The following is a 24,414-nucleotide window of genomic DNA, read 5'->3' as shown; positions in this document are numbered from 1 at the left end:
GCTACTTAGGCCGCCACAGGGGCGAACTGAGTGATGTGAGCGACGGCAGCGGTGACGAAGTTCTCAAGGATAGCAAGTTGTGTACCGTCCTGAAGCGAACCGTCCGCACCAAATGCGTCAGCAGAGAAGTGGAAGAAAGTCTCGGGCTGTCCCATGGTGGGAGCGTTGAAGTGGCCGAGGATCGCACGCAGGTGCTGCTGAGCGGCAGCGGTTCCGACAGCGGAGATCGATGCGCCCATGATGGCGGTCGGCTTGCCAGTAAAGGAGTTCTGACCCCAGGGGCGCGCAGCCCAGTCCAGAGCGTTCTTGAGGGCGCCGGGGATTGAGCGCGAATACTCGGGGGTCACGATGATGATTCCGTCAACGGCGTCGACCTCTGCCTTGAAGTCGGTGGCCTCCTGGGGCCATGCGCCATCGAGCTCGTAGTTGTAGAGGGGCAGCGCGCTGATGTCGATGAACTCGAACTCGACCTCAGTGTCTGCCACGAGGCTGGGGAGCACGTTGGCCACGGTGCGGTTGATGGAGTTCTGGGCGATTGAGCCCACGATGATGCCGATGCGAGGCATGGGGGAGTCCTTTCGAAGAGGTGCAAGGGGAGGCCGCCGTCTACGGTGGCGGCACACCGGACAACAATACGTGATGCCTCAACTATTCCCGGCGCATGTAATTTTCTGGCCCGGGTGCCTGGGGATCTCTGCTGCTCGGCCCCAGCGGTGCACCTTGGCCTCAGCGGAGTTGCTCGGCCCCAGCGGTGCACCTTGGCCTCAGCGGAGTTGCTCGGCCCCAGCGGTGCACCTCGGCCTTAGCGGAGTTGCTCCGCCCTAGTGGTGCGTGAGTGCTCACAATGGCCTTCGGTGGGCACTTAAGCACCACTGGGGACCGCTGGGGCGCGGGTGGGGACCGCTGGGGCGCGGGTGGCGCAATGCAGCGCTGGGCGGCGGCGGGTGTATCGGGGCGCGGGGGGTGTGGCGCCGTGGATGTTGCGGCGGGCGTGTCGGGGCGCTGGGTTGAGGGGCGGATGCCTCCCTAGTCGAGCTCGCGCTCCGCATAGATGTCGGCGGCATCGCGCAGGAGGGCTGCTGCGCCGGGTGCGACCTCGTCGTAGTTGCTGCGGAAGCGCTCGTCGTCCACATACATCTGGGTCAGGCCGCGGTAGGTCTCGGCAGTGGGCGTCCAGAACAGGGATACCCAGGCGTAGTGCTTCGAGACGATCTCCTGCACTTCCGGTGATTCGGGCGTGAATCCCACGCGAATTGCGGCACCCAGGGCCTCCACGACCTCACGGTGAGCGTCAAGGTGCTGTTGTTGGCCTTCCTTGCCCAGGGCTTCCCATTTGGCGTTCGAGCGGTCGACAGCATCATTGCCCCATTGTTCGCGGGCCTCGGGTTCGTAGCGCTTGTGGTCAAAGCCGTCGAGGATTTCTTCGTTGGTCATAGCGGTGCCTTTCTCTAGCGAGTCGATGGTGTGTGCGACGGTTGCTGCGAGTCGTGCGTAGCGGTCGCGTTCCGCGGTGAGCGCGGAGAGGTGGTCACGGAGAGTTGCCGCGGTCACGGTGGGGTCATCCGAGTCGATGATGCGTGCGATGTCCGCGAGGGGAGTGTCCAGTTCCCGCAGTACGAGGATGTGCTGGAGCCGCAAGATTTCGTGTTGCCCGTAGTGCCGCCTGCCGTCCGGTCCGGTCTCCAAGGGGTGGAGCAGGCCGATGCTGTCGTAGTGGCGCAGGGTGCGTGAGGTCACTCCACTCATGCGGGCCACCTGTGCGATGTCCACAGTGCCGTCGCCGTCGCCGTCGCCGTCGACGTCAGGCGCGTGCGCGCCGCGTCGGCTCGGGGAGTTGCTGTCTTGTGTGTTCATGTTTCCACTGTAGAAGTTGACGCAACGTCAATGTCAAGGCGCGTTTTGGCGCGCCGGGCAACGGCGGGCATCGGCCCGTTCTAGACTCGCGTCTATGACGCAGACTCCCGACATCAAGCCCCGTTCCCGCCAGGTAACCGATGGACTGGAAGCGACCGCCTCGCGCGGCATGCTTCGCGCAGTCGGGATGGGCGATGACGACTTTGCCAAGCCGCAGATCGGTATCGCCAGCTCGTGGAACGAGATCACTCCCTGCAACCTCTCTCTGGATCGCCTCGCAAAGGCCTCCAAGAACGGTGTACACGCCGGTGGTGGCTACCCGCTCGAGTTCGGCACTATCTCGGTGTCCGACGGCATCTCGATGGGTCACGAGGGAATGCACTTCTCGCTGGTGTCGCGCGAGGTCATCGCCGACTCGGTGGAGACTGTGATGAGCGCCGAGCGTCTGGACGGCTCCGTATTGCTGGCCGGCTGCGACAAGTCGTTGCCAGGCATGCTGATGGCTGCCGCGCGGCTGGACCTCGCGTCGGTCTTCCTTTACGCCGGATCGATCATGCCGGGCCACGTCAAGCTCTCCGACGGTACGGAGAAAGACGTCACCGTCATTGACGCCTTCGAGGCTGTGGGTGCCTGCCAGCGCGGTCTGATGTCAGAAGAGGACCGTCTCGCGATCGAGAAGGCCATCTGCCCCGGTGAAGGTGCCTGCGGTGGAATGTTTACTGCCAACACCATGGCCTCCGTGGGCGAGGCGCTCGGTATGTCGATTCCTGGATCCGCGTCACCGCCGTCTGCTGACCGCCGCCGCGACTACTACGCCGTGAAATCGGGCGAAGCCGTCGTGGAGATGCTGCGCCAGGGGCTCACCGCTCGCGACATCATGACCAAGGAAGCCTTCGAGAACGCCATCGCCGTCGTGATGGCCTTTGGTGGTTCCACCAACGCGGTACTGCACCTGCTCGCGATCGCCAACGAGGCCGAGGTTGACCTCACGCTGGACGACTTTGCCCGCGTCGCCGCGAAGGTGCCGCACCTGGGTGACCTCAAGCCCTTCGGTCAGTTCGTGATGAACGATGTTGACCGCGTCGGCGGCGTTCCTGCCGTCATGAACACGCTTCTCGAGGCCGACCTCATGCATGGCGACGTGATGACGGTCACCGGCAAGACGCTCGCGGAAAACATGGAGGAGCTCAAGCCAGCCAAGATCGACGGCCGCGTAGTACGTGCGCTCAACAACCCGATTCACAAGACCGGCGGCATCACGATCCTCAAGGGCACCCTTGCCCCCGAGGGTGCCGTGGTGAAGTCCGCAGGCTTCGACACCAGCGTGTTTGAGGGCACCGCTCGCGTCTTCGACCGTGAGCGCGCCGCACTCGATGCGCTCGCGGACGGCACCATCCAGGCCGGCGACGTGGTCGTAATCCGTTACGAAGGCCCCAAGGGCGGTCCCGGAATGCGCGAGATGCTCGCCATCACCGCCGCCATCAAGGGCGCGGGTCTGGGCAAGGACGTTCTGCTTGTCACCGATGGCCGCTTCTCGGGTGGTACCACCGGCCTGTGCGTGGGCCACATGGCACCCGAGGCAGTCGACGGCGGCCCGGTCGCGTTCGTGAAGGACGGCGACAAGATCACGCTTGACGTCGAGAACGCGACGCTTGACCTGCACGTCTCCGACGAGGAACTGGCGGCTCGCCGTGAAGGTTGGGAACCGCTGACGCACAACTACAAGCGTGGCGTGCTCGCCAAGTACTCGAAGCTTGTGCAGTCCGCGTCCACGGGCGCTGTGCTCGCCTAACGAAATATTGCAGCCAGCCGATGCTTGGGCTGGCTGGGCGACCCCGGCATCGGTTCGATGCCGGGGTCGTTGTGTCTCAAGAGCCTGTGGTCCTAGCGAGCAGCCACAAGCGACAAGGGTTCGTGGAGCGGGGGACAGGCTTCGACCAGCAGTTGGGTTGTCTCATTATTTGATACGGTAAACCACATAGTGAGATTACGCGTCCAGATGGTGACATCTGCAGGTAACCCGGCGTAGAGTCTCTTTCATGCAGACGATTCTTGGCGTTATCAAGCGCGCGGACACTTAGTCCCCAGCACTGGCAACGTCCGCGCGCAGACCCCGATAGCCACCAGCGGCCTAGGGGTTTTTCCATGTGAGGCGGACCCAAGAACCGGCTCACCACCGAATCACTCAATGGGAGAGAAGATGGCACAGGTCAAGGCCCCCAAGCCTTCTGCGCTGGCACCGCAGCCCTCAGCCCTAGCTCAGGCCGCCAACGGCCAAGAGATGACAGGCGCTCAGGCAATCATCAAGTCGCTCGAATGCGCAGGCGCTACGGATGTCTTTGGCCTTCCCGGCGGAGCAATCCTTCCGACCTACGACCCCCTGATGGACTCACAGCGCGTCCGCCACATTCTGGTGCGTCACGAACAGGGTGCAGGTCACGCCGCTCAGGGCTACGCGCATGCTACGGGCAAGCCTGGAGTCTGCATCGCAACCTCGGGCCCCGGTGCCACCAACCTGGTGACGCCCATTGCTGACGCCAATATGGACTCCATCCCGATGGTGGCTATCACCGGCCAGGTCGGCGCGAGCTTGATTGGCACGGACGCATTCCAGGAAGCGGACATCGTCGGCATCACCGCCCCCATCACTAAGCACAACGTGCTGGTGACGGACCCCAACGAGATCCCACAGGCCATCGCGGAGGCGTTCTACATCGCCACGCACGGCCGCCCGGGCCCCGTGCTGGTGGACATCACCAAGTCCGCCCAGCAGGCACCCATGACCTTCCAGTGGCCCGAGCGCATCGAACTGCCAGGCTTCAACTCTGGCGCGCGTCCGCACTCCAAGACCGTTCAGGAGGCAGCACGACTGCTCGCGACGGCACGTCGTCCCGTGCTCTACGTGGGCGGCGGCGTGATCCGTTCCGGAGCATCGGCTGGGCTGCGCAAGCTGACCGACCTCTCCGGTGCTGCCGTCACGACCACCCTGATGGCGCGCGGTGCCCTGCCCGACTCACACCCGCAGCACCTGGGCATGCCCGGCATGCACGGCACCGTGGCTGCGGTGGCGTCGCTGCAGAAGGCCGACCTCGTGGTCGCCCTTGGAGCACGCTTCGATGACCGCGTGACCGGCAAGCTCGAGTCCTTCGCACCTCACGCGACCATCGTTCACGCCGACATCGACCCCGCGGAGATCGGCAAGAACCGTGCCGTCGACGTGCCGATCGTGGGAGACCTCAAGGAAGTCTTCGACGCACTGGTGCCCGCTCTCGAAGAAGAGCACCTCAAGCACGGCAAGCCAGACCTCGAAGCCTGGTGGGCGCAGCTCGACCAGTGGCGCGACACGTACGGCCTGGGCTTCGTTCCCACCGACGACGGCCTGTCCAGCCCTCAGCACGTCATCCAGCGACTCGGTGAGATCTCCGGCCCGGACACCATCTTCACGTCGGGTGTGGGTCAGCACCAGATGTGGGCAAGCCAGTTCATCAAGTACGAGCGTCCCAACACGTGGATCAACTCGGGTGGACTCGGAACCATGGGCTTTTCAGTGCCAGCGGCCATGGGTGCCAAGGTCGGAGAGCCAGACCGCACCGTGTGGTCAATCGACGGCGACGGTTGCTTCCAGATGACCAACCAAGAGTTGGTGACCTGCGCGATCAACAACATCCCCATCAAGGTGGCGATCGTCAACAACTCATCGCTGGGCATGGTCCGCCAGTGGCAGACGCTGTATTACAACCAGCGCTACTCCAACACGGACCTGCACACCGGCCACGGCACCCAGCGCATCCCGGACTTCGTGAAGTTAGCGGAAGCCATGGGCTGCGCAGGACTGCGCTGTGAGTCCGACGCAGATGTTGACGCCACGATCAAGCGCGCCATGGAGATCAACGACCAGCCAGTGGTGGTCGACTTCACGGTGTCACGAGACGCGATGGTGTGGCCCATGGTCGCAGCTGGTACGTCCAACGATGAGATTCAGTACGCCCGCGGCATTGCCCCCGAGTGGGACCGCGGGGAGGAGGAGTAAGACGATGACTAGGCACACTCTTTCCGTCCTCGTGGAGAACAAGCCCGGCGTGCTCGCACGCGTTGCTGGCCTCTTCTCACGCCGGGCGTTCAACATTCACTCACTTGCCGTGGGCCAAACCGAGCACGAAGATATCTCGCGTATCACTGTGGTGGTCGACGTTGACCAGCTTCCCCTGGAACAGGTGACCAAGCAGCTCAACAAGCTGGTGCACGTCCTCAAGATCGTTGAACTCGAACGGGACAAGTCCGTGCAGCGTGACCTGATCCTCGTCAAGGTCCGGGCCGACGCGCGCCAGCGAGCTGACGTGCTTCAGATCGTCGAACTGTTCCGCGCCCACGTCGTTGACGTCGCTTCGGACTCGCTCGTCATCGAAGCAGTGGGTGCCCCGGAAAAGCTTGAGGCGCTTCTTGCGGCTCTTGGATCACACGACATCCGCGAAATCGTTCAGTCGGGAACCGTGGCTATTGGCCGCGGCGCCCGCTCCATTACCGAGCGCGCCTTTGATCGCGCCAGCGCATAACTGGATGTCACTGCACATCTGACGTTTTGGGGCCGGCGCTACCGAGGCATCGGCCCTCCATGATTGACAGTTTTCACAAGAAGGAGAGATCCCAGCATGGCTGAAATGTTCTATGAAGACGACGCTGACCTGAGCCTGATCCAGGGCAAGAAGGTCGCAGTTGTTGGTTACGGCTCGCAGGGCCACGCACACGCTCAGAACCTGCGTGACTCGGGCGTCGAGGTGCACGTTGCACTGCGCGAAGGCTCCAAGTCCGCAGCGAAGGCCCAGGAAGACGGCTTCACCGTCAGCACCGTTGCCGAGGCCGCACAGTGGGCCGACGTCATCATGATCCTTGCGCCGGACCAGCACCAGCGCACCATCTTCAACGACGACATCAAGCCGCACCTCACCGAGGGCAAGGCTCTGGCCTTCGCACACGGATTCAACATCCGCTTTGGCTACATTGAGGCTCCCGAAGGCGTCGACGTCATCCTGATCGCCCCCAAGGCTCCCGGCCACACCGTGCGCCGCGAATACGCTGCAGGCCGCGGCATCCCTGACATCGTCGCTGTGGAAAAGGACGCATCAGGCAACGCCTGGGCCCTCGCGCTGTCCTACGCCAAGGGCATCGGCGGCACTCGCGCCGGCGTCATCAAGACCACCTTCACCGAAGAGACCGAGACCGACCTGTTCGGTGAGCAGGCTGTTCTCTGCGGTGGCGCATCGCAACTCGTCCAGTACGGCTTCGAGACGCTCACCGAGGCGGGCTACCAACCTCAGATCGCCTACTTCGAGGTGCTCCACGAGCTCAAGCTCATCGTCGACCTCATGTGGGAAGGCGGCATCACCAAGCAGCGCTGGTCCGTCTCCGACACCGCTGAGTACGGCGACTACGTCTCCGGCCCACGCGTCATCACTCCTGAGGTCAAGGAAAACATGAAGGCCGTGCTCGCAGACATCCAGTCCGGTGCATTCGCCAAGCGCTTCATCGACGACCAGGACAACGGCGGCAAGGAATTCGCGGAACTGCGTGCCAAGGGCGAAGGTCACCCGATCGAGGAGACCGGCCGTGAACTGCGCAAGCTGTTCGCATGGAAGAACGATGTGGACACCGACTACGTGGATGGTCAGACCGCCCGATGACCACGTACAAGCTTGGCGTTGTCGCCGGAGATGGCATTGGTCCGGAGGTCGTCGCGGAGGGGCTCAAGTGCCTCGCCGCGGCCATCGCGGACACTGACATCGAGTTCGAAACCACCGACTTCAACCTGGGTGCAGAGCGTTGGCACGCGACCGGTGAGACGCTCACCGACGACGACCTCGCTGCCATCAAGCAGCATGACGTCGTCTTGCTGGGCGCCATCGGCGATCCATCCGTGCCTTCGGGAGTCCTCGAGCGCGGCGTGCTCTTGCCGCTGCGTTTCGCCCTTGACCAGTACGTGAACCTGCGTCCGTCACGGCTCTACCCCGGAGAAGTTTCGCCACTGCGCGATGTCGACGAGGTGGACTTCGTGGTCGTACGCGAAGGCACCGAAGGCCCCTACGTGGGCAACGGTGGCGCACTGCGCGTCAACACCCCGCACGAGATCGCGACCGAAGTTTCGGTCAATACTCGTCACGGTGTCGAGCGCGTCGTCCGCTACGCCTTCGAGGTGGCCTCCAAGCGTGAGCGCAAGCAACTCACACTGGTGCACAAGCACAATGTTCTGGTTCACGCCGGCCACTTGTGGCGCCGCACTGTCGAAGAGGTTGCTCCGGAGTTCCCCGACGTGTCGTGGGACTACCTGCACATCGACGCAGCGACCATCGTGATGACGACCAACCCAGGAAAGTTTGACGTCATTGTGACCGACAACTTGTTCGGCGACATCCTGACCGACCAAGCTGCTGCCATTTCCGGCGGTATTGGCCTGGCCGCATCGGGCAACGTCAACCCTGACAAGACAGCACCGTCGATGTTTGAGCCGGTCCACGGTTCGGCCCCGGACATCGCAGGCAAGGGCATCGCGGACCCGTCCGCGACCGTTCTCTCCGTTGCGCTGATGCTCGACTTCCTCGGGTACCCTGAGCTTGCAGCTCGGGTCGAGGCGGCCGTGGCCGCCGACGCAGCAGAGAAGGACGGCTCACGTTCCACCGTTGAGGTGGGCGACGCCCTTGCAGCACGTATTCGCGGCTAACACCGCACCTTGCGGGGTTCGCTCCGCACCTGCGGCGTACACCGCACCTGCGGTTCACACCGCACCCGTTGCGCTGAGGCGGTGTGTGAGTGCCCAAATCGACCGATCTTGGGCACTCACACACCGCTGACGCGTAGATCGTCGTCATTAGGAAGGCTCATCGTGACCGCCGCCACCGCACCGTCCTCGCGAGCTGAGGGCTTTGAGGTTCACCGCCACCCCCAGCCCCTGAGCGCCGATGCACGTGCTCAGGCGCTGTCCGACCTCAAGTTCGGGACCCAGTTCACGGACCATATGGTCCGCATGCAATGGCGTCAGGGCGAGGGGTGGGCTGACCGGCGCGTCGAGCCGTATGGGCCGCTGCAGTTGGATCCCGCTGCCGCAGTACTCCACTATGCCCAGGAGATCTTTGAAGGCCTCAAGGTGTACCGCTGGGAAGACGGATCAGTGTGGTCCTTCCGTCCAGTCGCAAACGCGGAGCGCTTTAACAAGTCCGCACGCCGCCTCGCGTTGCCTGAGGTAGCCGTCGACGACTTCCTCGGGTCCATTGAGGCACTCGTCGCGATCGACGAGCCCTGGGTGCCCGGTACAGAAGAGTCCAGTCTCTATCTGCGCCCCTTCATGTTTGCCTCCGAAGCGTTCCTCGGAGTGCGTCCCGCACACGTCATCGACTACCTATTGATCGCATCTCCGGTGGGGCCTTACTTCGCTGGCGGAGTGAAGCCCGTTTCAATCTGGGTCGCGCAGGGGTATCACCGTGCAGGCCCTGGTGGCACCGGTGACGCCAAGTGCGGCGGCAACTATGCAGCCTCATTGCTTCCCCAGCAGCAGGCCTTCGAGGCAGGCTGCCAACAGGTGCTGTTCCTCGATGCTCGCGAGGGTAACTTCCTTGAAGAGCTCGGTGGCATGAATGTCTTCGTGGTGCGCCGCGATGGCACCGTTGAGACTCCCCGCCTGACGGGGACGATTCTCGAGGGCATCACGCGCTCGAGCGTGATCCAGCTGCTGGAAGACGACAACCGTAAGGTTGTGGAGAAGGACATCACTCTCGATGAGGTGCGTGCTGGGGTCGAGTCCGGCGATATTGCCGAGGTCTTTGCCTGTGGCACCGCGGCTGTGGTGACACCAGTGGGGCGTCTGGCATCCCCCGAGTTCGACCTGACCATTAACGGGGGAGAGGCTGGTGACGTCACGATGGCGATTCGCAAGCGGCTCACCGACGTTCAGTATGGTCGCGCTGAGGACACCTACGGCTGGATGCACCGAGTCGGTTGAGTATCGGCGACGTCTTCGACACGCTCTGGGGTGATGTCACTGCTCAGGTGAGCGCGACCCCGGAGGCGGCGCTGTGGCCGCTCGCCGTCGTTGTCGTCGTGTTGCTGGTGCCGCAGCTCTGGCATGCAGCCCGGCATGTTGTCACCATCGCCCACGAGGTAGGGCACGCACTGGTGGCTACGGTGCTTGGTCGCCAGGTCCGAGGAATCCGACTGCATTCCGATACCTCGGGTCTGACCACCCATGCAGGGTCAACGAAGCGGTGTCCTCTGGCACTGACGGCGTTCGCGGGCTATCCAGCCCCGGCGCTCCTTGGGCTCGGAGCCGCGTCGTTGTTGCACGCGGGCTATGCGTTCGCCCTGCTGTGGGTCGTGGTGCTGATACTGGTGATCGTCTTGGTGCAGATCCGCAACGTGTACGGCTTCTTTGTGCTTCTCTTTGCGATCGGTGGGTTCGCGTGGTTGTCATGGTCGGCCCCGGACCCGTGGCGCGTCGGAGTTGCCTATGGCGTGGGTTGGCTTCTGTTGCTTGGTGCTGTCCGAGCAGTGGTGGAGTTGGGGTCATCGCACCGAGCATCTAGTGGCCAGGGTTCAGACGCGGATGCGCTGTCGCGGATTACCAAAGTGCCAGCATCGGTGTGGATTGTGCTGTTCTGGCTGGTGACGGTTGCGTGTGCACTGTTCGGCGGTTGGTTGATGCTGGCCGAGCTGACCTCCGCCGTTCGTGTTCAGGGGTAAGCCTGACCCCACCCGCCTGACGCAACCGAGCGTGACGGCTTTCTAGCGGTTCAACGCAGCGTCGCGGTCGCCCTGACTGAAACCCCCGACGTCGCCAGCACGCACTGCGCTGATGTGGTGGCTGAGGGCATCACTTGCCGCCGCTACAGCGCCATCGGTGGTCGCGTAGGTCAGAGCGTGTTCGGCAGAGATTCCCATGTCGCGCGCGGTCGCGATCGCATCTTGATTCGCCCCCAGGAACGTGAAGTTCCAGCTGTAGTCCTCACGCTGGCGCGTGATTGCTTTGTTCAACGCGGCGCCCGTGTACTCCACGGAGGCGTTTTCCATGCCGTCGGTGATGACGACCACCTGGACGTTTTGTGGGCGGTGGTCCTCAGATAGGGCTGCGAGTGCCTGACCAAAGTCCGCCATGCCGCGGCCGACCGCATCCCACAGTGCCGTGGTGCCACGGGGTTCCAGGGTCAGTGCCAGGTCCTCGGGCGAGCAGAAGTGATGGGTGTGCTCAATCTCATCGTCGAACTGCACAACATCGATGGTGAGACGTCCGGGCTCTGCGGCCTGGGCATCGACGAGGCGGGTGAGTCCGCCCAGCATGTCGTCGCGTATACCCATCATTGACCCCGAGCGGTCGATGATGAGCAACAGTGCGGTGTAGGTCGAATCAGTCATGGTGCACTCCCTCAGTTGGTGCCGCGGCGTTCCCGCGCTTGGCATTCACTGTCACACGGAGGTCTGACATGAGCGTCAAGGTGCAAGAATGAAGGCATGAGCACCACGCCCGGACTGCGGCAGCGCCAACGTGAACAGACGTGGCAAGACCTGCATATGGCGGCTGTGGAATTGGCTCGCAAGCACGGCCTCGAAGGCGCGACGATCGACGCGATCGCTGAGCGCGCTGGCGTATCTCGTAGGACTTTCTTTAACTACTATCCGTCCAAAGAGGACGCGATTCTGGGTCTCAATGAGCCGGTCGTGGCCGATGTGGTTCTTGACCGTTTCCGTGAGGAGGCTGCCTCGAATGTCTTCGAGGCGGTGATCCACCTCATCTCGGTGGTGTGGCGTGCGGGCATTGTGGTCGATATCGGCAAGCCGGCGCGACGGGCGTTGGTGGCGGAGTTTCCTGGTTTGCGGGTGCGGGTAGCTGAGCACACTGCCGTGGTTGAGGAGCTGATCGCGCCGATGATCTCTGAGGCGGATGAGCCTTGGGCGGTCGAGATTTCACGCAATCCGCGAATGCTGCGCTCCATGGTGCTCCTTGCCAGCGCCGCCCTCAAGGTGACCGATGGTCCCATCGGAACCGGGGCATCGGCCCGGCCCGAGGATGATCTTCACGAGACCATTGCGCTGTTCCAGCGCATCCTCGCGAACGACCTCTAAGGCCCCCCGATCCTTGCGCGGGAATGATCCCGCGCGATCTGACGTTGCCCAACTTGGAAATTCTTGCACTAGTGCATAAACTGCACCAAGGCAGACGATGCCGGCGTTGTAGACCCCGTGACGCGCAACGCCCTGCACTGCTGACGCGTCCACGTGGCGCGCCCCAGACGTATTGAGGAGATTGAGTGACGACCACCACTGTCGAGAAAACCGGAACACAGCGCACGCCAAGTGCCCAGCGCCACCTGACCCTGCTGTTCATCGGACTCATGGTCACGATGCTGTTGGCTTCCCTCAATCAGACAGTGCTGTCCACCGCGCTTCCCACCATCGTGGGAGAACTCGACGGTGTGAATCACATGACCTGGGTGATCACGTCGTACATCCTTGCGGCGACCATCATGATGCCGATCTACGGGCGCGTGAGCGACATTGTGGGGCGCAAGCCCGCGATCCTGACAGCGATCACAGTGTTCATTGTTGGCTCAATCGTGGGTGGTCTGGCCCCCAACATCGAGATGCTGATCGCGGCACGCGTGGTGCAGGGCCTCGGGGGCGGTGGCCTCATTATCCTGTCGCAAGCCGCGATCGCTGACGTCGTGCCAGCACGTGAGCGCGGGCGCTACATGGGCATCATGGGGTCAGTGTTCGCCGTCTCCTCGGTCGCGGGACCACTCCTCGGCGGTTGGTTGACCGAAGGGCCTGGATGGCGCTGGGCGTTCTGGCTGTCTGTGCCGTTGGGCCTCGTTGCGATTGCGACGACGGTGGCGTTCTTGAAGCTGCCGCCACGTAGGGACGAACCACGCCCGCCCATCGACTACCTCGGCATGGCGTTGCTCTCAGCCGCCACCACCACACTCGTTCTCGTGTGCACCTGGGGTGGCGGCACGTACGCCTGGGACAGCGCCCTCATCATCGGATTGGCCGTGAGCACCGTAGCCTTGGCCGCCATGTTCATGTGGGTGGAATCCCGGGCAGCGTCACCCGTGATTCCACTCGCCCTGTTCCGTGACCGTAACTTCAACGCCGCCACCTTTGCGGGACTCATGATCGGTATCGCGATGTTCGGTGCCATCGGCTACATGCCCACCTACATCCAGATGGTGACCGGCGTCTCGGCCACTACCGCAGGCCTGCTCATGGTTCCCATGATGGGAAGCCTGCTGGTGGCGTCCATCGGATCCGGCCAGATCGTCTCTCGCACTGGCAAGTACAAGGCGTTCCCCTTAGCAGGCGCACTCGTGATGGGCATCGGCCTGTATCTGTTGTCTACTCTGCAAGTCGACTCGCCCACATGGGTGCTGTGCACGTACCTGGCGGTGTTTGGCGTGGGTATCGGTTTGGCGATGCAGATCATTGTCCTGATTGTGCAGAACTCGTTCCCCAACTCGATCGTGGGGACAGCGACCGCCTCCACCAACTACTTCCGGCAGGTGGGCGCGACCGTGGGTTCCGCCATTGTGGGATCGGTGTTCGCTACTCGTCTCACCGAGGGCCTCCATGCGCACCTGGACGGACTTGGGGAGGCGGCAGCGGATGCCGGCAACTCGTCGGCGTCCTTCACGCCAGGGATGGTGAGTTCGCTTCCGGATGCAATCCGGATCCCCATCATTGAGTCGTACAACGAGGCGCTACTGCCGATCTTCGCGTTCATGATTCCGCTGGCCGTGGTCGCGTTCGTGTCGCTCTTGTTCGTGAGGGAGACCACGCTCTCGACCACTGTGGAATAGGGCCGATGGTGGGGCGGGCGCTGATACGGTGGCGCTCGGCCCCGAACAAAGGACTCATTCACGTATGGACATCTTCGCGAACCTTTCCGACTTTGTTGCCGGGTTTGAGTCGTGGCAACAGGTGGGCGCACTCGTCTTGGTGAGCGCGATCCCCTTTGTGGAGTCGTACCTGGGAAGTTTCCTGGGAGTGGTCCTGGGGATGAATCCGGTCGTGGCGATCACCGCCGCCGTGATCGGTAACGCGATCTGCACGTTTCTGTTGATCTTCATTGCCGACCGTACCCGCAGGGCTGTGCTCGCGGGACGGAAGGCCAAGAGCGACGATGAGCCGTCGAAGCGCAATCAGAAGGTCGCCGGATACCTCGAGCGGTACGGGGTGCCGGGAGTCTCCCTACTCGGCCCACTCGCGTTGCCCAGCCAGTTCACCGGGCCGACGATGGTGGCCTTGGGCGCGTCTGCAGGGCGGGTATACCTGTGGATGGGAGTGTCCATCATTGCGTGGGGCGTGCTGTCCGGCGTTCTGGGCGTGTGGGTGGCTGGCTCGGTCGCGTAGCGCGGTCCGTCTCCGAACGTCCTCGCGGCTCGTTTTCGTACCTGGTTGTCGCTCAGTCCAGGTCATACGTCAGCAGCACTTGCCCGGTGTCGAGGCGAGTGTTCTCGACCAACTGTGCTCGGCGGTGCTCAAATGTTGACGACCACACCGGGCGCCCCGCGCCAATGACGACGGGGGTGACGCGCAAGCGCACCTGGTCAACACATCCGCCAGCGAGCAGGGCCGATGCGAGGGTCAGGCTGCCCCACACGATGATGTCGCGGTCGTACATCGCCGTGAGGCGGTCCGCGGTCTCGCACGCGTCACCGGGTTCCAGCACGGCGGGCTTGTGGTCGCCCCATGGCGTGCCGGCGAGTGTGGTGCTCACCACGTGCCGGGGCAGAGCGTTGATGGAGCCTGCGAGCGGGTCCTGGTCCGCAGTGGGCCAATAAGTGATGAACATCTCGTAGGTGACGCGCCCGAGGAGGATGGCGCTCGTGTTCTCAAACTCGGCCAGCATGCGCTGGACCATAGGCTCGGAGTCTGTGATGGATCCGTCGACCCAATCGAGTTCTCCATCTGGGCCCGCTGCGAATCCGTCCGCTGTGACGTGTTGTTCCACGATGATTCGTCCCATGCGTTCGAGGCTACGACGGTGCGTCACGTTGCGCGCGGCGAGGACTGGTGATGCGCGTTGGAGGAGCCGCGACAGGGGTGTGGAGCTCATGGCAGGCTGGAGAGTGGAGGTTGCGTGCGTACACGACTCGACGAAGCTCGATACCGGGAGGCGGAGCGCGCCCTCTGGGCTGCCTGCGGACTGGAACCGCACGAGCGATGGGTGACGGTGCCGGGACTTAGTATCCGGGTGCGTGCCATGGAGGTTGGCTCTGGCTCCGCAGTGATGTTCCTGCACGGTACCCCCACGGCCGGAGGTGCCTTCGCGCCGCTGGTGGCCGCGCTTAACGGCGTTCGCAGCATTGTGGTGGACCGCCCGGGGTGCGCGCTGAGCGAGCCACTCGATACATCGGCGCTGACACCGACAGGAGCATCCGAGGCCATCGCAGCGACGATGGGCGCAATAGCCGACGACCTCGGCGACGGCCCCGTTCACGTTGTCGGAAACTCCGCAGGTGGCATGGCAGCGATTGCTTTCACCGCGCATCGGCCCGATGCAGTGAGGTCGTTGACACTTGAGGGTGTCCCCGCCGTTCAAGGCATGACGCTGCCGCTGACGATGCGCGCCGCGACCCTTAAGCCGGTCGCTGCAGTGGTGTCCCGGTGGCCAGTGAGTGAGCGCGATTTTGTGCGCTCCATGAGGCAAATGGGACACGGCGACCTGCTCGATCGTGGTGGCCTCACGCACGAACAGTTGGCGTGGCGTGTTGCGCTGGCCCGGCACACCGACACCTACCGCCATGACCTTGCCGCGTTGTCGCTTGGTGCGGGGCTCAAGGGGCTCAAACCCGGGTGGGCGCCCAGCCTGGAGACCGTGGCCGCGCTAAAGCCGCCCTCGTTGTGGGTGGTGGGGGACAGGGACCCCTTTGCTACAGCCGATGCCGTCCGCACCTGGGCAGCACGGGCCCCCGGTTCGCGCTTTGTGGAGCGTCCAGGCGAAGGTCACCAGCCATGGATCGACGATCCGATTGCGCACGCCTCACTACTGCAAGAATTCTGGGGCGTGGACGAGCACGGCGCCTCGTGACTCAGCCGCAGGGTGACAATCACGCCTCGTGACAAAATAGGGCCGCATGACTGCTTCTGTGATGCGCCTCATCGTGACCGGGACGGCTGCACTGCTCCTCGCTTCCTGTAGCGGCGGCTCCGACGCCGACGACGCTCCATCAACCGACGCATCGGCTCCACCCGAGGCAGAAGCCACCACCCCAAGTGCCAGCTCAGAGCCCACCGGCCCCGTCGTCGTGACTGCGGACAACGTCCGGGAGGCCCTCGCGGACTCGGGCATGGACTGTGACGGTGACCGCTCCAGCTACAACTGCTACATCGACGACGTCCCCATGCCCATCGTTACCCCCGAAGAATGGGACGAAGACGTCGCCGAGCGGGAGTTCGCCTGCGAGGAGGGCTTCGTCGACGCCGACTACATGGTCGTAGGTGATGGAGCCACCTGGTACGCCGCTCCCAACGACAGCAGCCAGGCCGATGTCTTGCTGGCAGCATTCGATGCAGCTGGCTATGAGGCTTCACCGCAGCCGTACTGCCCGGCGTAGGGTCGTACGCATGGCTATCTCGTTGGAAAACGTGGGCATCGCTGTACGCGACATCGATGCTGCGATCGAGTTCTTCACCGACCTGGGGCTGAGCGTCGTAGGGCGGGACACCATCAGTGGCACGTGGGCCGACACGGCCGTGGGGCTCGACGGGAACCATGCCAAGATCGCGATGCTCTCCACACCCGATGGAAACGGGCAGATCGAACTCTTCGAATACCTGAATCCCGCAGCGATCGAGACCGAGCCCACCGTGCCACACCAGATCGGCATGCACCGTGTCGCATTCTCCGTCGACGACATCGACGAGGCGCTCGCGATCTGCGCTCGGCATGATTGCCATCCACTGCGAGGCGTCGCGAACTACGAGGACGTCTACAAGCTCACCTACGTGCGGGGGCCCAGCGGGATCATCGTGATGCTCGCGCAGGATTTGCGTCCCAGCGGTCGCTAGGACGGCGCGTTGCTCGCCTAGGTGTCTGGCGACACCACGCCCGGTCGCGCAGGTCGATGCGCGGTGATCCCACGACATCCACCGGGCTTTCGGGTCACCAGGAGTGCGTCGAGTAGAGAACGTCAATCGCGAGCCTGCGGCCCTCAAAGTCCGGTTCTGCGGCGCGAAAGTCGAGGACGATGTCGTCGTAGATACGGCCATCGTCCCCAAGCACAATCGCCCAGTGCTCGGCCTGGCCGGTGGACGCAAATCTCACGTAGTCGCCCACGTCAGTACGCCAGCCTTCTATGCATCCCAGGTCATCTGGGTACAGCTCTGCTGTTGCCTCGGTCGGGTTGATCGGAGGTCGCGGCTCGAGAAGGTCAGCAACGGCGAGGCTGCGGGAACCGGGGATACCTGCGAAGAGCCACATGAACAGGCCGAGGACGGCGATCGCTGAAATAGCGGCCACCATCCATCGCGCCCACCTGCGGCGAGAGCGTTGTTGAGTCACTTGTGCTCCTAGTAGCGGTTCAAGGTGGGCTTTGGCAGGGAAGGGTTACCGCGCCTGACCGTCAGTAGGTACTGCCGATGGTTCGAGAGGTCACCAGGTTCCGCGCACCGGATTGCCCGTGAATTCGACTGATGGGGAATAGGACGGCTCACACCGTGGTTAAATCCCTTCATGAGCATCACCCGCAACAGCCCCATGTCCATGCCTGCGCTACCCGCGCTCGGCATGATGTGCTGTCGCACTGCTCGAATGTGTTGTCACTAACGACTGGGTTGTTGCTAACCACCCACTGTCGCTAGTCACGACCGGCTGACGCTGAAGCGGCGCGCTATGCGCCGCCGTTGCAGATAGCCCCGCAAGCGCCGCTGAGGCCGCGCTCGCATCCCGACTCGACCGAGTCTTCCCTGTGCCCAACGGCACGTGCCGGTGAACGCCGGCCGCACCCCAGCATCGGCCCGTACCCCGGGCCTCCCGATGCACCCTGACACGCCCCACGAAAGGCAACTCCCATGAAGATCCGCGCCATTGTTCCCGCTGTTGTAGCCGCCTCCGCGCTCGCGCTGACCGCTTGCTCTGCTGAGGGTGACAGTGCCGAGTCCACCTCGTCCGCCGCGGCAGGCGCCGACACGTCGCTCACCGACGTCCAGGAGGCCGGCGTGATCGTCGTCGGCACTGAAGGCACGTACCGCCCCTTCACCTTCCACGCTGACGGCACCGGCGACCTGACCGGCTACGACGTTGAGGTGGCGCGCGCCGTCGCCGACGAGCTGGGCGTTGAGATCCAGTTCGAAGAGACCCAGTGGGACGCGCTGCTGACCGGTCTCGAGGCCGGGCGCTTTGACGCAGTCGCCAACCAGGTCGGTATTACGCCCGAGCGCGAAGAGGTGTACGAATTCTCCGCTCCGTACACCTACTCCAACGGTGTGGTCGTGGTCCGTGACGACTTTGACGAGATCGTCACCTGGGACGACATCGAGGGCCAGACCCTGGCGCAGTCCCTCACCTCGTCCTACGGCACGCTCGCCAAGGAGTCCGGTGCCAACATTGAGGCCGTCGAGGGCTGGGCGCAGTCAGTCGAGCTGCTCAACCAGGGCCGCGTTGACGCCACCATCAACGACAAGCTCACCTGGCTGGACTACAAGGTCGACAAGGGCGGCGAGGGACTCAAGGTCGCACTCGAGACCGAGGACGGGTCGCGCAGCGCCTTCGCGTTCGCGGGTGGCGACTCAGCCCTGGCTGAGGCCGTGACCGAGGCCCTAGAAACTCTCGCCGAGGACGGCACGCTAACCGAACTGTCCGCGCAGTTCTTCGGTGACGACGTGTCCGTGGAATCCTAAAACCCATGGATATTGACTGGTCCCTGTTTTGGGAATCGCTGGGACCACTGTCGCTAGCCGCGGTGGTGGGCACCATTCCTTTGGCACTCGTTTCTTTTGTGCTGGGAATGGTGCTCGCCGTCGCGGCGGCGCTCATGCGGCTCTCGAAGAACCGCTTTGTGTCCGGACTGGCTCGTCTGTATATCTCGGTGATCCGCGGCACGCCGCTGCTCGTGCAGCTGTTCGTCGTGTTCTACGGGCTGCCGTCGATCGGGATCGTCATCAATCCCTGGCCCAGCGCGATCATCGCGCTGTCGCTCAACGTGGGCGGCTACGCGGCCGAGGTGGTGCGCGCCGCCATCCTGTCCGTCGACAAAGGGCAGTGGGAAGCGGCGTACATGGTGGGCATGAGCCGCCACACCGCACTCCGGCGTGTGATCCTGCCCCAGGCCGCGCGCGTCGCAGTACCGCCGCTGTCCAATACGTTTATCTCGCTCGTGAAGGACACGTCGCTCACATCGCTGATCCTCATGTCCGAACTGTTCCGCAAGGCACAAGAGATCGCCGCCTTCACACAGGAGTTCATGCTGCTGTACGTCGAGGCGGGCCTGGTGTACTGGGTGATCTGCCTCGTGCTGTCATCGGGACAAATGAGGCTCGAAAGGAGGCTGGACCGCCATGTCGCAATCGCCTAATGCCGAGCGGGCCGATGCCCCGCTACTCACTGTTGAGGACGTCTCCAAAGCGTTTGGGGACAACCAGGTCCTGCGATCGGTGGACCTCACCGTGGAACGCGGTGACGTAGTTGCCGTGATCGGAGCCTCCGGCTCCGGAAAGACCACGCTGCTGCGATGCCTCAACGGCTTGGAAACACCCGATGCTGGCGTGGTGTCCGTAGCCGGCACCCGCGTGGACTTCGCTGAGGTGGGGAGCGCAGGGGCCAGGGAACTGGAGCGGGCACGCGGCTCGCTGCGCGACCAGTCCGCGATGGTGTTCCAGCACTACAACCTGTTCCCACACCGCACCGTGATCGAGAACGTCATCGAAGGCCCGGTCGTGGTGCAGGGCCGCTCGCGGTCCGAGGCATTGGAGGATGCCCGCGCGCTGCTTGAGCGTGTGGGTCTGGCTGACAAGGCCGACTCCTACCCGCACCAGCTCTCCGGTGGGCAGCAACAGCGTGTTGGGATCGTGCGCGCGCTCGCCCTCAAGCCTTCGCTACTGCTGTTCGACGAGCCCACCTCCGCACTTGACCCCGAACTGGTGGGCGACGTGCTGTTGCTCATGCGCGACCTTGCAGCCGAGGGCTGGACGATGGTGGTCGTCACTCACGAGCTGCAGTTCGCCCGCGAGGTGGCCGCCAAGGTGGCATTCGTGGACGCCGGGCGCGTGCTCGAAGTGGGCCCACCCGCCCAGGTGCTCGGCGCGCCCCGCGAGGAGCGGACCCGGCAGTTCGTGCGGCGGCTCACGCATCCGTTGTAGCGAAGCGGTTCGCAACTCGGCTACCTTGGGGCTATTGCAGGCGCGTGTGCGAATTGAGGTACGGGGGGATAGATGAAGGCCGAGATCGTCGGAAGCGTTCAAACATTTGGCTTGTCCGGCATGGGGCTGATTCTTTGCGCGCTCATGCTGCTCGCGCTCGTTGACATTGCGCGCGGCGACGTGAAGGTCCTGCCCAAGTGGGCGTGGGCGGTCGCCGTTGTTCTGCTCTTTCCTCTTGGCGCCTTGGCCTACCTGGTATTCGGGAGGGTGCGCCGGCGCGCGGCCCGTGTGTGGTAGCAAGCCGTAGCAAGCGAGGCAAGCGGCGCTGAGTGGATTGTCCATCTCGGCCGCGGGCGATGGTGCTTGGTTCCGGGCCCGAGTGCGCTCTACTGGTTTTCGATTTTTTCGATTAGAGTGAGGGGCATGGTCGCATCTGAACCTGTTCCCGTGACGTTCGCAACCCCAGAAGAGTCTGAGGCTCTTGCGTCGGTCTCGCGCATCCTGCACGGGCACGATTTGCCCGCGCTCGTGGGCCCAAACGGTGAGCAAACTGCTCTCCCGTTGAATGTCTTTGAGATTCTCAGGGACGTCGTGGATGCAATGCAACAGGGCAAAGGCATCTCGGTGGTGCCGCGCGACATGATCATGACAACCCAGCAGGCTGCGGACTTTCTTGGTATCTCGCGCCCGACCCTCGTAGGACTTCTTGAGGACGGTCAAATTGAGTACACAAAGCCGGGCCGCCACCGCCGGGTGCGTCTCGCAGACCTCGACGCCTTCCAGCACCGTCAGGCTGTCGAGCGTCGTGAGGCCCTCGACGAGTTGACCCGCGAGGCATCGGAAGGGCCCGCCGTGACTGGATTCATTCAGACGCGGTAGGACCGTTGATGTACTCGGCGGTACTCGATGCCTGTGTGCTGATCCCATACCCGCTGTTCGACGTGCTGTTGCGCTGCGCTGACAAAGGTATGTACCGCCCGCTCTGGTCCGATGAAATTCTCGGAGAGACAGAGCGGAATCTCGTCGAGCAACTCGAGATAGAGCCTGAGAAGGCGTCACGGCGGGTGGCCACAATGCGTAGGGCGTTCCCCGACGCAACAGTTACTGGCCACGCGGGTCTCGTTGCGGCAATGACAAATGACCCCAAGGATCGTCACGTGGTCGCAGCAGCCGTTCGCGCGAACACGGGGCTGATCGTGACCGCCAACATCAAGGACTTCCGCGCTGAACATCTTGAGCCGTATGGAATCACGGCGATCCATCCGGACGAGTTTCTCCTCGACCTATTGGACCTCAACGAACTCGGAATGATCCGAGCATTGCACGAGATGCTGGCCCAGAACGCGAACCCTCCGACCAACGTGATTGAGTTTGTTGCGACGCTCAGCGAGACGCCGATACCGCTGACACAACCGCTACGAAGTCGGCCCGCCTCCGGAACTTAGAAGCGCCAACTTGGCTATGCAAATGCAAGAATCTTGAGAGTTCTCCGGTGGTGACTCCGCGCTAGACGACGGCCCACCTGCTCCCACGTTGCGTAGCGCAGGCCCGTCGAGTGGTCCCCCCATGGCTGGGGGCTTTCCCGGCTCTCAGTCATTGCGTGGATTTGAGTTTCCCGGAAGCACGCGCGAGCAACCACACGCTTCTTAGGTTCAGGGCTGCGCCTAGAGCGCAGGTTCCGGTCGGTCGGGCGCTGGCCGGCTCTTCTTAGAGGCTGAACAGTACAAAGTTGACATTAAGGCACCAGGTGCTGCGGCCGCGCCGCGCATCAGATCGACTGGCGTCAGTAACAACATGTAGCCTCGTATTCGAGTCGGCACACCGAGCGGCGTGCCGCGGACGCCATTCTGAGGGGAAAAGGGTGACGAGGTACGAGACTGCCGCCAGTAAAGCGGACGCAGTGGCGCGGATGTATCACTTGGGTGGACGCGACCCGGAGACGCTTGGTCCGGGTAGTAAGGAAAAACGGTCCGCACTCGAGTCCTTGGCTCGGGCGATCTTGCTCGACCTTAGTGAAGTCGCGACAAAGGCCGAGTGCGGGCGTGTCCTGGCCACACGTCTTCGTGTTAACTGGGATGCCACGTGCTTCAGTGCCGGGGACACCATCACATTGACAGGCATGAATCGTTTGGTTGATGGAGTGGTCGAGCACATCGTCGCTGCCGCGCCAGGCGTAGAAGAGCGTTTGGTGTACGAACTCATGACCCTCGCGCCAGTTCCGCGCTCGGGCGACGGGAGAGGAAAGGGACTTCACATGGACACGATTGCTGTGGACACCCAGAACAGCATTGCAGAGTTCATCGCGGAACTTAGCCAGGAGGGCGACACCCCGACGGGGCGTGAGTTTGTCGCGGCGAACCTCTTGGCTGATGAAGTCAAGTTCTCGGACGGCAGTTGGCGAGCGCACTTGGCGAGCGTGCAAGGTTGGCTAGCACTCCCCGAAGATCTAGATCAGGCGTCTGCCGAGCAGTTTGATCAAAGTCTGGCGCGGGCGCTTGGCTTCGCCGCGAACACAATCGACACGGAAACTGTGGCCGCGCGATTGGTCGAGCGCCTTGAGATGGCCGCCACGCTGCGCACGGCCTTCGAGGATGCCCTGGAAGCGGCGTCTGAGGGCGGGGCCACGGTCGGGTCCGCCACCCAACAGTGGAATGAGGCTTGGGAGGATCTCGAAGAAGAGGACGAGAGCGACAGTGTAGGTCCGATCGTCGCTTCCGCTGACACGTGGCCGATCTCTGAGTTTGTGCAGCTCGCTTCCGATGACGACCTTGAACTGAGTCCCTCATACCAACGTGCCGACGTGTGGCCTACTGCCGACGCGCAGCAGCTCATTGAGTCAGTTCTCCGTGGCATTCCGCTGCCCTCAATCATCTTGCTCAAGGAACTGACTGACGACGGCACCCGGTACGACGTGGTTGACGGGAAGCAGCGTCTGACGTCACTTCTCCGTTTCACGGGGAAGCACCCAGTCGCGTTGGCGACTGTCCGAGCAAAAGCGGCAGAGTGGGGTGTTGAGAACCTGGAGGACATCTTCCATGAGGACTATCCGAAGTTTCGCAAACTCTGGAAGCAACATGAACCCGAGAGTTTGACTGCGCAGGTCGAGCGGCGCAACTACTTCCCGTTCGCGTTGCGCAAAGGCAATGTGAACGCGCTTGGCGGTGATCTGCAGAGCCTTCGAGGGCGTTATTACTCAGAGATCCGCAAAGACGCAATCACCATCGTCGGCGAGAAGAGAAAGCTGTACTCGCTATTCGAGCAGGTGTCGAAGTACAAAATTCCAGTCATCGTGTATGAGTCGGCTACTCCAGCACAGGTTCACGAGGTTTTCAGCCTCTACAACAAGCAAGGCAAGCACCTCAATGCAGAGGAGATTCGCAACGCTCTGTACCATCACTTGGCTCTCATGCGCGGGCTCCTCGTCACGGCAGGGGATAGCGAGAACATCGAATTGGTCGCGCCATTCTTGGTTGACGAATGGGATGATCTCCAGTCAACCCCGGAGGTTCTCGACGGCTATGGCTTCGGTAAGGCCGGGTACAAGCGCACAAAGGTGCTGTCTTGGGTGCTGGCCGCGCTCGTCGTCGAAGACGACTCTGAGGAAATCACTCGTTCTACTGCCGCACACATCAATCTGCTGCTCAAGCAAGTCGCTGACAACAAGCGGTCACAGTTCCGCGACGAAGCGACAGTGCTGGATGCGATGTTGTTGCTGGATCACGCGGTGGACGCCCTGGCTGTCATCCCCGAGGAGACTTGGGCTCCAGGGTTTAAGCACGGCAAGTGGCAGGAACTCCAACTGGTAGGAACCCTTGTCGGGCTCGCGGCGGCGTGTGCGATGTATGGCGAGGAGACTCGCTCTGTCGTGGACACACGCCTCGCCGCTCTCGCTGAGGCCAGTGCTTCGGAAGCATGGCGGCGACCGCGAAAGACCCAGTCGAAGGAGCAGTGGAAGCACACGGGGCGCGTCGTCGCATCAATATTGAAGATTCTGGACGTGGAGGCTAGTGAAGCGCAGCACAAAATCGCTTCCCGTTTTGGGTCATCGGGCCTCAATCGACTCGTTCTCATGGCGACTTCGGCAGACGACCAGCAGTGACGGTGTTGCCCACCTCTTCGGATCGCGAGATCCTCACGCCTGCGCCGTCGAGTTGGTGGGGTGCGTACGCCGGTGAACTTGCAAGGAGTGGAATCGGCGAAACGAGTCGGGCCGTCATAGAACATGAC

The 24,414-nt window shown here is 63.1% G+C and carries 25 protein-coding genes; 20 read left to right on the top strand and 5 right to left on the bottom strand.

What is annotated here, in order from left to right:
• Positions 1–5: 5 nt before the first annotated feature.
• Complete coding sequence (locus AOP79_RS08475; RefSeq protein ID WP_062072537.1) at positions 6–566, bottom strand: NADPH-dependent FMN reductase; 561 nt, start codon at positions 564–566, stop codon at positions 6–8.
• A gap of 460 nt (positions 567–1,026) precedes the next feature.
• Positions 1,027–1,854 (bottom strand): MerR family transcriptional regulator, encoded by an 828-nt coding sequence (locus tag AOP79_RS08470; RefSeq protein WP_062072535.1) that lies wholly within the window; start codon positions 1,852–1,854, stop codon positions 1,027–1,029.
• A 94-nt stretch (positions 1,855–1,948) separates the two neighbouring features.
• Between AOP79_RS08470 and ilvD the strand changes: the two genes are divergently transcribed.
• The 7 genes from ilvD to AOP79_RS08435 all read left to right on the top strand — a co-directional run bounded on the left by ilvD (position 1,949) and on the right by AOP79_RS08435 (position 10,578).
• Entirely contained in the window at positions 1,949–3,646 is a 1,698-nt protein-coding gene (gene ilvD / locus AOP79_RS08465; RefSeq protein WP_062072533.1) for a dihydroxy-acid dehydratase, read from the top strand.
• 396 nt (positions 3,647–4,042) lie between these two features.
• The gene (locus tag AOP79_RS08460) at positions 4,043–5,884 is read left to right on the top strand and encodes an acetolactate synthase large subunit (protein ID WP_062072531.1); all 1,842 of its coding nucleotides are present in this window, start codon (positions 4,043–4,045) and stop codon (positions 5,882–5,884) included.
• Between the two features lie 4 nt (positions 5,885–5,888).
• Complete coding sequence (ilvN, locus tag AOP79_RS08455; protein ID WP_062072529.1) at positions 5,889–6,407, top strand: acetolactate synthase small subunit; 519 nt, start codon at positions 5,889–5,891, stop codon at positions 6,405–6,407.
• Between the two features lie 96 nt (positions 6,408–6,503).
• Complete coding sequence (ilvC, locus tag AOP79_RS08450; protein ID WP_062072527.1) at positions 6,504–7,532, top strand: ketol-acid reductoisomerase; 1,029 nt, start codon at positions 6,504–6,506, stop codon at positions 7,530–7,532.
• The gene (locus tag AOP79_RS08445; protein WP_062072525.1) at positions 7,529–8,566 is read left to right on the top strand and encodes a 3-isopropylmalate dehydrogenase; all 1,038 of its coding nucleotides are present in this window, start codon (positions 7,529–7,531) and stop codon (positions 8,564–8,566) included. Before ilvC ends, AOP79_RS08445 begins: the two co-directional genes overlap by 4 nt.
• Positions 8,567–8,728: 162 nt before the next feature.
• Positions 8,729–9,841, top strand: coding sequence for a branched-chain amino acid aminotransferase (locus tag AOP79_RS08440; protein WP_062072524.1), 1,113 nt, complete (start codon positions 8,729–8,731; stop codon positions 9,839–9,841).
• Complete coding sequence (locus AOP79_RS08435; RefSeq protein WP_062072523.1) at positions 9,838–10,578, top strand: M50 family metallopeptidase; 741 nt, start codon at positions 9,838–9,840, stop codon at positions 10,576–10,578. The genes AOP79_RS08440 and AOP79_RS08435 overlap by 4 nt, the downstream gene beginning before the upstream one ends.
• A gap of 42 nt (positions 10,579–10,620) precedes the next feature.
• Here AOP79_RS08435 and AOP79_RS08430 read toward each other — a convergent pair whose 3' ends face one another.
• Positions 10,621–11,247: a vWA domain-containing protein gene (locus tag AOP79_RS08430; protein WP_062072522.1), complete on the bottom strand. Its 627-nt coding sequence runs from the start codon at positions 11,245–11,247 to the stop codon at positions 10,621–10,623.
• 96 nt (positions 11,248–11,343) lie between these two features.
• On the opposite strand from AOP79_RS08430, the gene AOP79_RS08425 reads away from it, so the two are divergent.
• From AOP79_RS08425 to AOP79_RS08415, 3 genes are all read left to right on the top strand, one after another.
• Positions 11,344–11,955 (top strand): TetR/AcrR family transcriptional regulator, encoded by a 612-nt coding sequence (locus AOP79_RS08425; protein ID WP_062072521.1) that lies wholly within the window; start codon positions 11,344–11,346, stop codon positions 11,953–11,955.
• Positions 11,956–12,140: 185 nt separating this feature from the next.
• The gene (locus AOP79_RS08420) at positions 12,141–13,685 is read left to right on the top strand and encodes an MDR family MFS transporter (protein ID WP_062072519.1); all 1,545 of its coding nucleotides are present in this window, start codon (positions 12,141–12,143) and stop codon (positions 13,683–13,685) included.
• Between the two features lie 64 nt (positions 13,686–13,749).
• Positions 13,750–14,238 carry a small multi-drug export protein gene (locus AOP79_RS08415; protein WP_062072517.1) on the top strand — a complete coding sequence of 163 codons (489 nt, stop codon included), beginning with the start codon at positions 13,750–13,752 and terminating at the stop codon, positions 14,236–14,238.
• A gap of 52 nt (positions 14,239–14,290) precedes the next feature.
• Here the strand turns inward: AOP79_RS08415 and AOP79_RS08410 are convergent, their stop codons facing one another.
• Complete coding sequence (locus AOP79_RS08410; protein ID WP_062072515.1) at positions 14,291–14,944, bottom strand: dihydrofolate reductase family protein; 654 nt, start codon at positions 14,942–14,944, stop codon at positions 14,291–14,293.
• Positions 14,945–14,968: 24 nt separating this feature from the next.
• On the opposite strand from AOP79_RS08410, the gene AOP79_RS08405 reads away from it, so the two are divergent.
• From AOP79_RS08405 to AOP79_RS08395, 3 genes are read left to right on the top strand one after another with little or no spacing between them, the layout of a single operon-like run.
• Entirely contained in the window at positions 14,969–15,919 is a 951-nt protein-coding gene (locus AOP79_RS08405) for an alpha/beta fold hydrolase (RefSeq protein ID WP_062072513.1), read from the top strand.
• Between the two features lie 46 nt (positions 15,920–15,965).
• The gene (locus tag AOP79_RS08400) at positions 15,966–16,445 is read left to right on the top strand and encodes a hypothetical protein (protein WP_062072510.1); all 480 of its coding nucleotides are present in this window, start codon (positions 15,966–15,968) and stop codon (positions 16,443–16,445) included.
• A 10-nt stretch (positions 16,446–16,455) separates the two neighbouring features.
• Positions 16,456–16,899, top strand: coding sequence for a VOC family protein (locus AOP79_RS08395; protein WP_062072508.1), 444 nt, complete (start codon positions 16,456–16,458; stop codon positions 16,897–16,899).
• A gap of 94 nt (positions 16,900–16,993) precedes the next feature.
• Here the strand turns inward: AOP79_RS08395 and AOP79_RS08390 are convergent, their stop codons facing one another.
• Positions 16,994–17,392 carry a hypothetical protein gene (locus tag AOP79_RS08390; RefSeq protein ID WP_152648072.1) on the bottom strand — a complete coding sequence of 133 codons (399 nt, stop codon included), beginning with the start codon at positions 17,390–17,392 and terminating at the stop codon, positions 16,994–16,996.
• Between the two features lie 509 nt (positions 17,393–17,901).
• On the opposite strand from AOP79_RS08390, the gene AOP79_RS08385 reads away from it, so the two are divergent.
• The 7 genes from AOP79_RS08385 to AOP79_RS08355 all read left to right on the top strand — a co-directional run bounded on the left by AOP79_RS08385 (position 17,902) and on the right by AOP79_RS08355 (position 24,286).
• Complete coding sequence (locus AOP79_RS08385) at positions 17,902–18,729, top strand: transporter substrate-binding domain-containing protein (RefSeq protein ID WP_062072503.1); 828 nt, start codon at positions 17,902–17,904, stop codon at positions 18,727–18,729.
• A 5-nt stretch (positions 18,730–18,734) separates the two neighbouring features.
• On the top strand, positions 18,735–19,403 hold the full coding sequence (locus AOP79_RS08380; RefSeq protein ID WP_062072501.1) for an amino acid ABC transporter permease: 669 nt from the start codon (positions 18,735–18,737) through the stop codon (positions 19,401–19,403).
• Positions 19,387–20,187, top strand: a complete 801-nt coding sequence (locus AOP79_RS08375; protein WP_062072499.1) for an amino acid ABC transporter ATP-binding protein — start codon at positions 19,387–19,389, stop codon at positions 20,185–20,187. The genes AOP79_RS08380 and AOP79_RS08375 overlap by 17 nt, the downstream gene beginning before the upstream one ends.
• 72 nt (positions 20,188–20,259) lie before the next feature.
• Positions 20,260–20,484: a PLD nuclease N-terminal domain-containing protein gene (locus AOP79_RS08370; RefSeq protein ID WP_062072497.1), complete on the top strand. Its 225-nt coding sequence runs from the start codon at positions 20,260–20,262 to the stop codon at positions 20,482–20,484.
• Between the two features lie 126 nt (positions 20,485–20,610).
• The gene (locus AOP79_RS08365; protein ID WP_062072494.1) at positions 20,611–21,066 is read left to right on the top strand and encodes a helix-turn-helix domain-containing protein; all 456 of its coding nucleotides are present in this window, start codon (positions 20,611–20,613) and stop codon (positions 21,064–21,066) included.
• 8 nt (positions 21,067–21,074) lie between these two features.
• Positions 21,075–21,632, top strand: a complete 558-nt coding sequence (locus AOP79_RS08360; protein ID WP_062072492.1) for a PIN domain-containing protein — start codon at positions 21,075–21,077, stop codon at positions 21,630–21,632.
• A 674-nt stretch (positions 21,633–22,306) separates the two neighbouring features.
• Entirely contained in the window at positions 22,307–24,286 is a 1,980-nt protein-coding gene (locus tag AOP79_RS08355) for a DUF262 domain-containing protein (RefSeq protein ID WP_161794249.1), read from the top strand.
• Positions 24,287–24,414: the final 128 nt, after the last annotated feature.

The organism is Demequina sediminicola (assembly GCF_000975055.1).
GTDB lineage: Bacteria > Actinomycetota > Actinomycetes > Actinomycetales > Demequinaceae > Demequina > Demequina sediminicola.
This window is presented reverse-complemented; position numbering and strand designations above follow the sequence as displayed.

Coding starts and splice junctions, on each gene's coding strand:
- AOP79_RS08475 (WP_062072537.1), bottom strand. CDS start 566: ATGCCTCGCATCGGCATCATCGTGGGCTCAATCGCCCAGAACTCCATC.
- AOP79_RS08470 (WP_062072535.1), bottom strand. CDS start 1,854: ATGAACACACAAGACAGCAACTCCCCGAGCCGACGCGGCGCGCACGCG.
- ilvD (WP_062072533.1), top strand. CDS start 1,949: ATGACGCAGACTCCCGACATCAAGCCCCGTTCCCGCCAGGTAACCGAT.
- AOP79_RS08460 (WP_062072531.1), top strand. CDS start 4,043: ATGGGAGAGAAGATGGCACAGGTCAAGGCCCCCAAGCCTTCTGCGCTG.
- ilvN (WP_062072529.1), top strand. CDS start 5,889: ATGACTAGGCACACTCTTTCCGTCCTCGTGGAGAACAAGCCCGGCGTG.
- ilvC (WP_062072527.1), top strand. CDS start 6,504: ATGGCTGAAATGTTCTATGAAGACGACGCTGACCTGAGCCTGATCCAG.
- AOP79_RS08445 (WP_062072525.1), top strand. CDS start 7,529: ATGACCACGTACAAGCTTGGCGTTGTCGCCGGAGATGGCATTGGTCCG.
- AOP79_RS08430 (WP_062072522.1), bottom strand. CDS start 11,247: ATGACTGATTCGACCTACACCGCACTGTTGCTCATCATCGACCGCTCG.
- AOP79_RS08425 (WP_062072521.1), top strand. CDS start 11,344: ATGAGCACCACGCCCGGACTGCGGCAGCGCCAACGTGAACAGACGTGG.
- AOP79_RS08415 (WP_062072517.1), top strand. CDS start 13,750: ATGGACATCTTCGCGAACCTTTCCGACTTTGTTGCCGGGTTTGAGTCG.
- AOP79_RS08410 (WP_062072515.1), bottom strand. CDS start 14,944: ATGAGCTCCACACCCCTGTCGCGGCTCCTCCAACGCGCATCACCAGTC.
- AOP79_RS08400 (WP_062072510.1), top strand. CDS start 15,966: ATGACTGCTTCTGTGATGCGCCTCATCGTGACCGGGACGGCTGCACTG.
- AOP79_RS08395 (WP_062072508.1), top strand. CDS start 16,456: ATGGCTATCTCGTTGGAAAACGTGGGCATCGCTGTACGCGACATCGAT.
- AOP79_RS08385 (WP_062072503.1), top strand. CDS start 17,902: ATGAAGATCCGCGCCATTGTTCCCGCTGTTGTAGCCGCCTCCGCGCTC.
- AOP79_RS08380 (WP_062072501.1), top strand. CDS start 18,735: ATGGATATTGACTGGTCCCTGTTTTGGGAATCGCTGGGACCACTGTCG.
- AOP79_RS08375 (WP_062072499.1), top strand. CDS start 19,387: ATGTCGCAATCGCCTAATGCCGAGCGGGCCGATGCCCCGCTACTCACT.
- AOP79_RS08370 (WP_062072497.1), top strand. CDS start 20,260: ATGAAGGCCGAGATCGTCGGAAGCGTTCAAACATTTGGCTTGTCCGGC.
- AOP79_RS08365 (WP_062072494.1), top strand. CDS start 20,611: ATGGTCGCATCTGAACCTGTTCCCGTGACGTTCGCAACCCCAGAAGAG.
- AOP79_RS08360 (WP_062072492.1), top strand. CDS start 21,075: ATGTACTCGGCGGTACTCGATGCCTGTGTGCTGATCCCATACCCGCTG.
- AOP79_RS08355 (WP_161794249.1), top strand. CDS start 22,307: ATGAATCGTTTGGTTGATGGAGTGGTCGAGCACATCGTCGCTGCCGCG.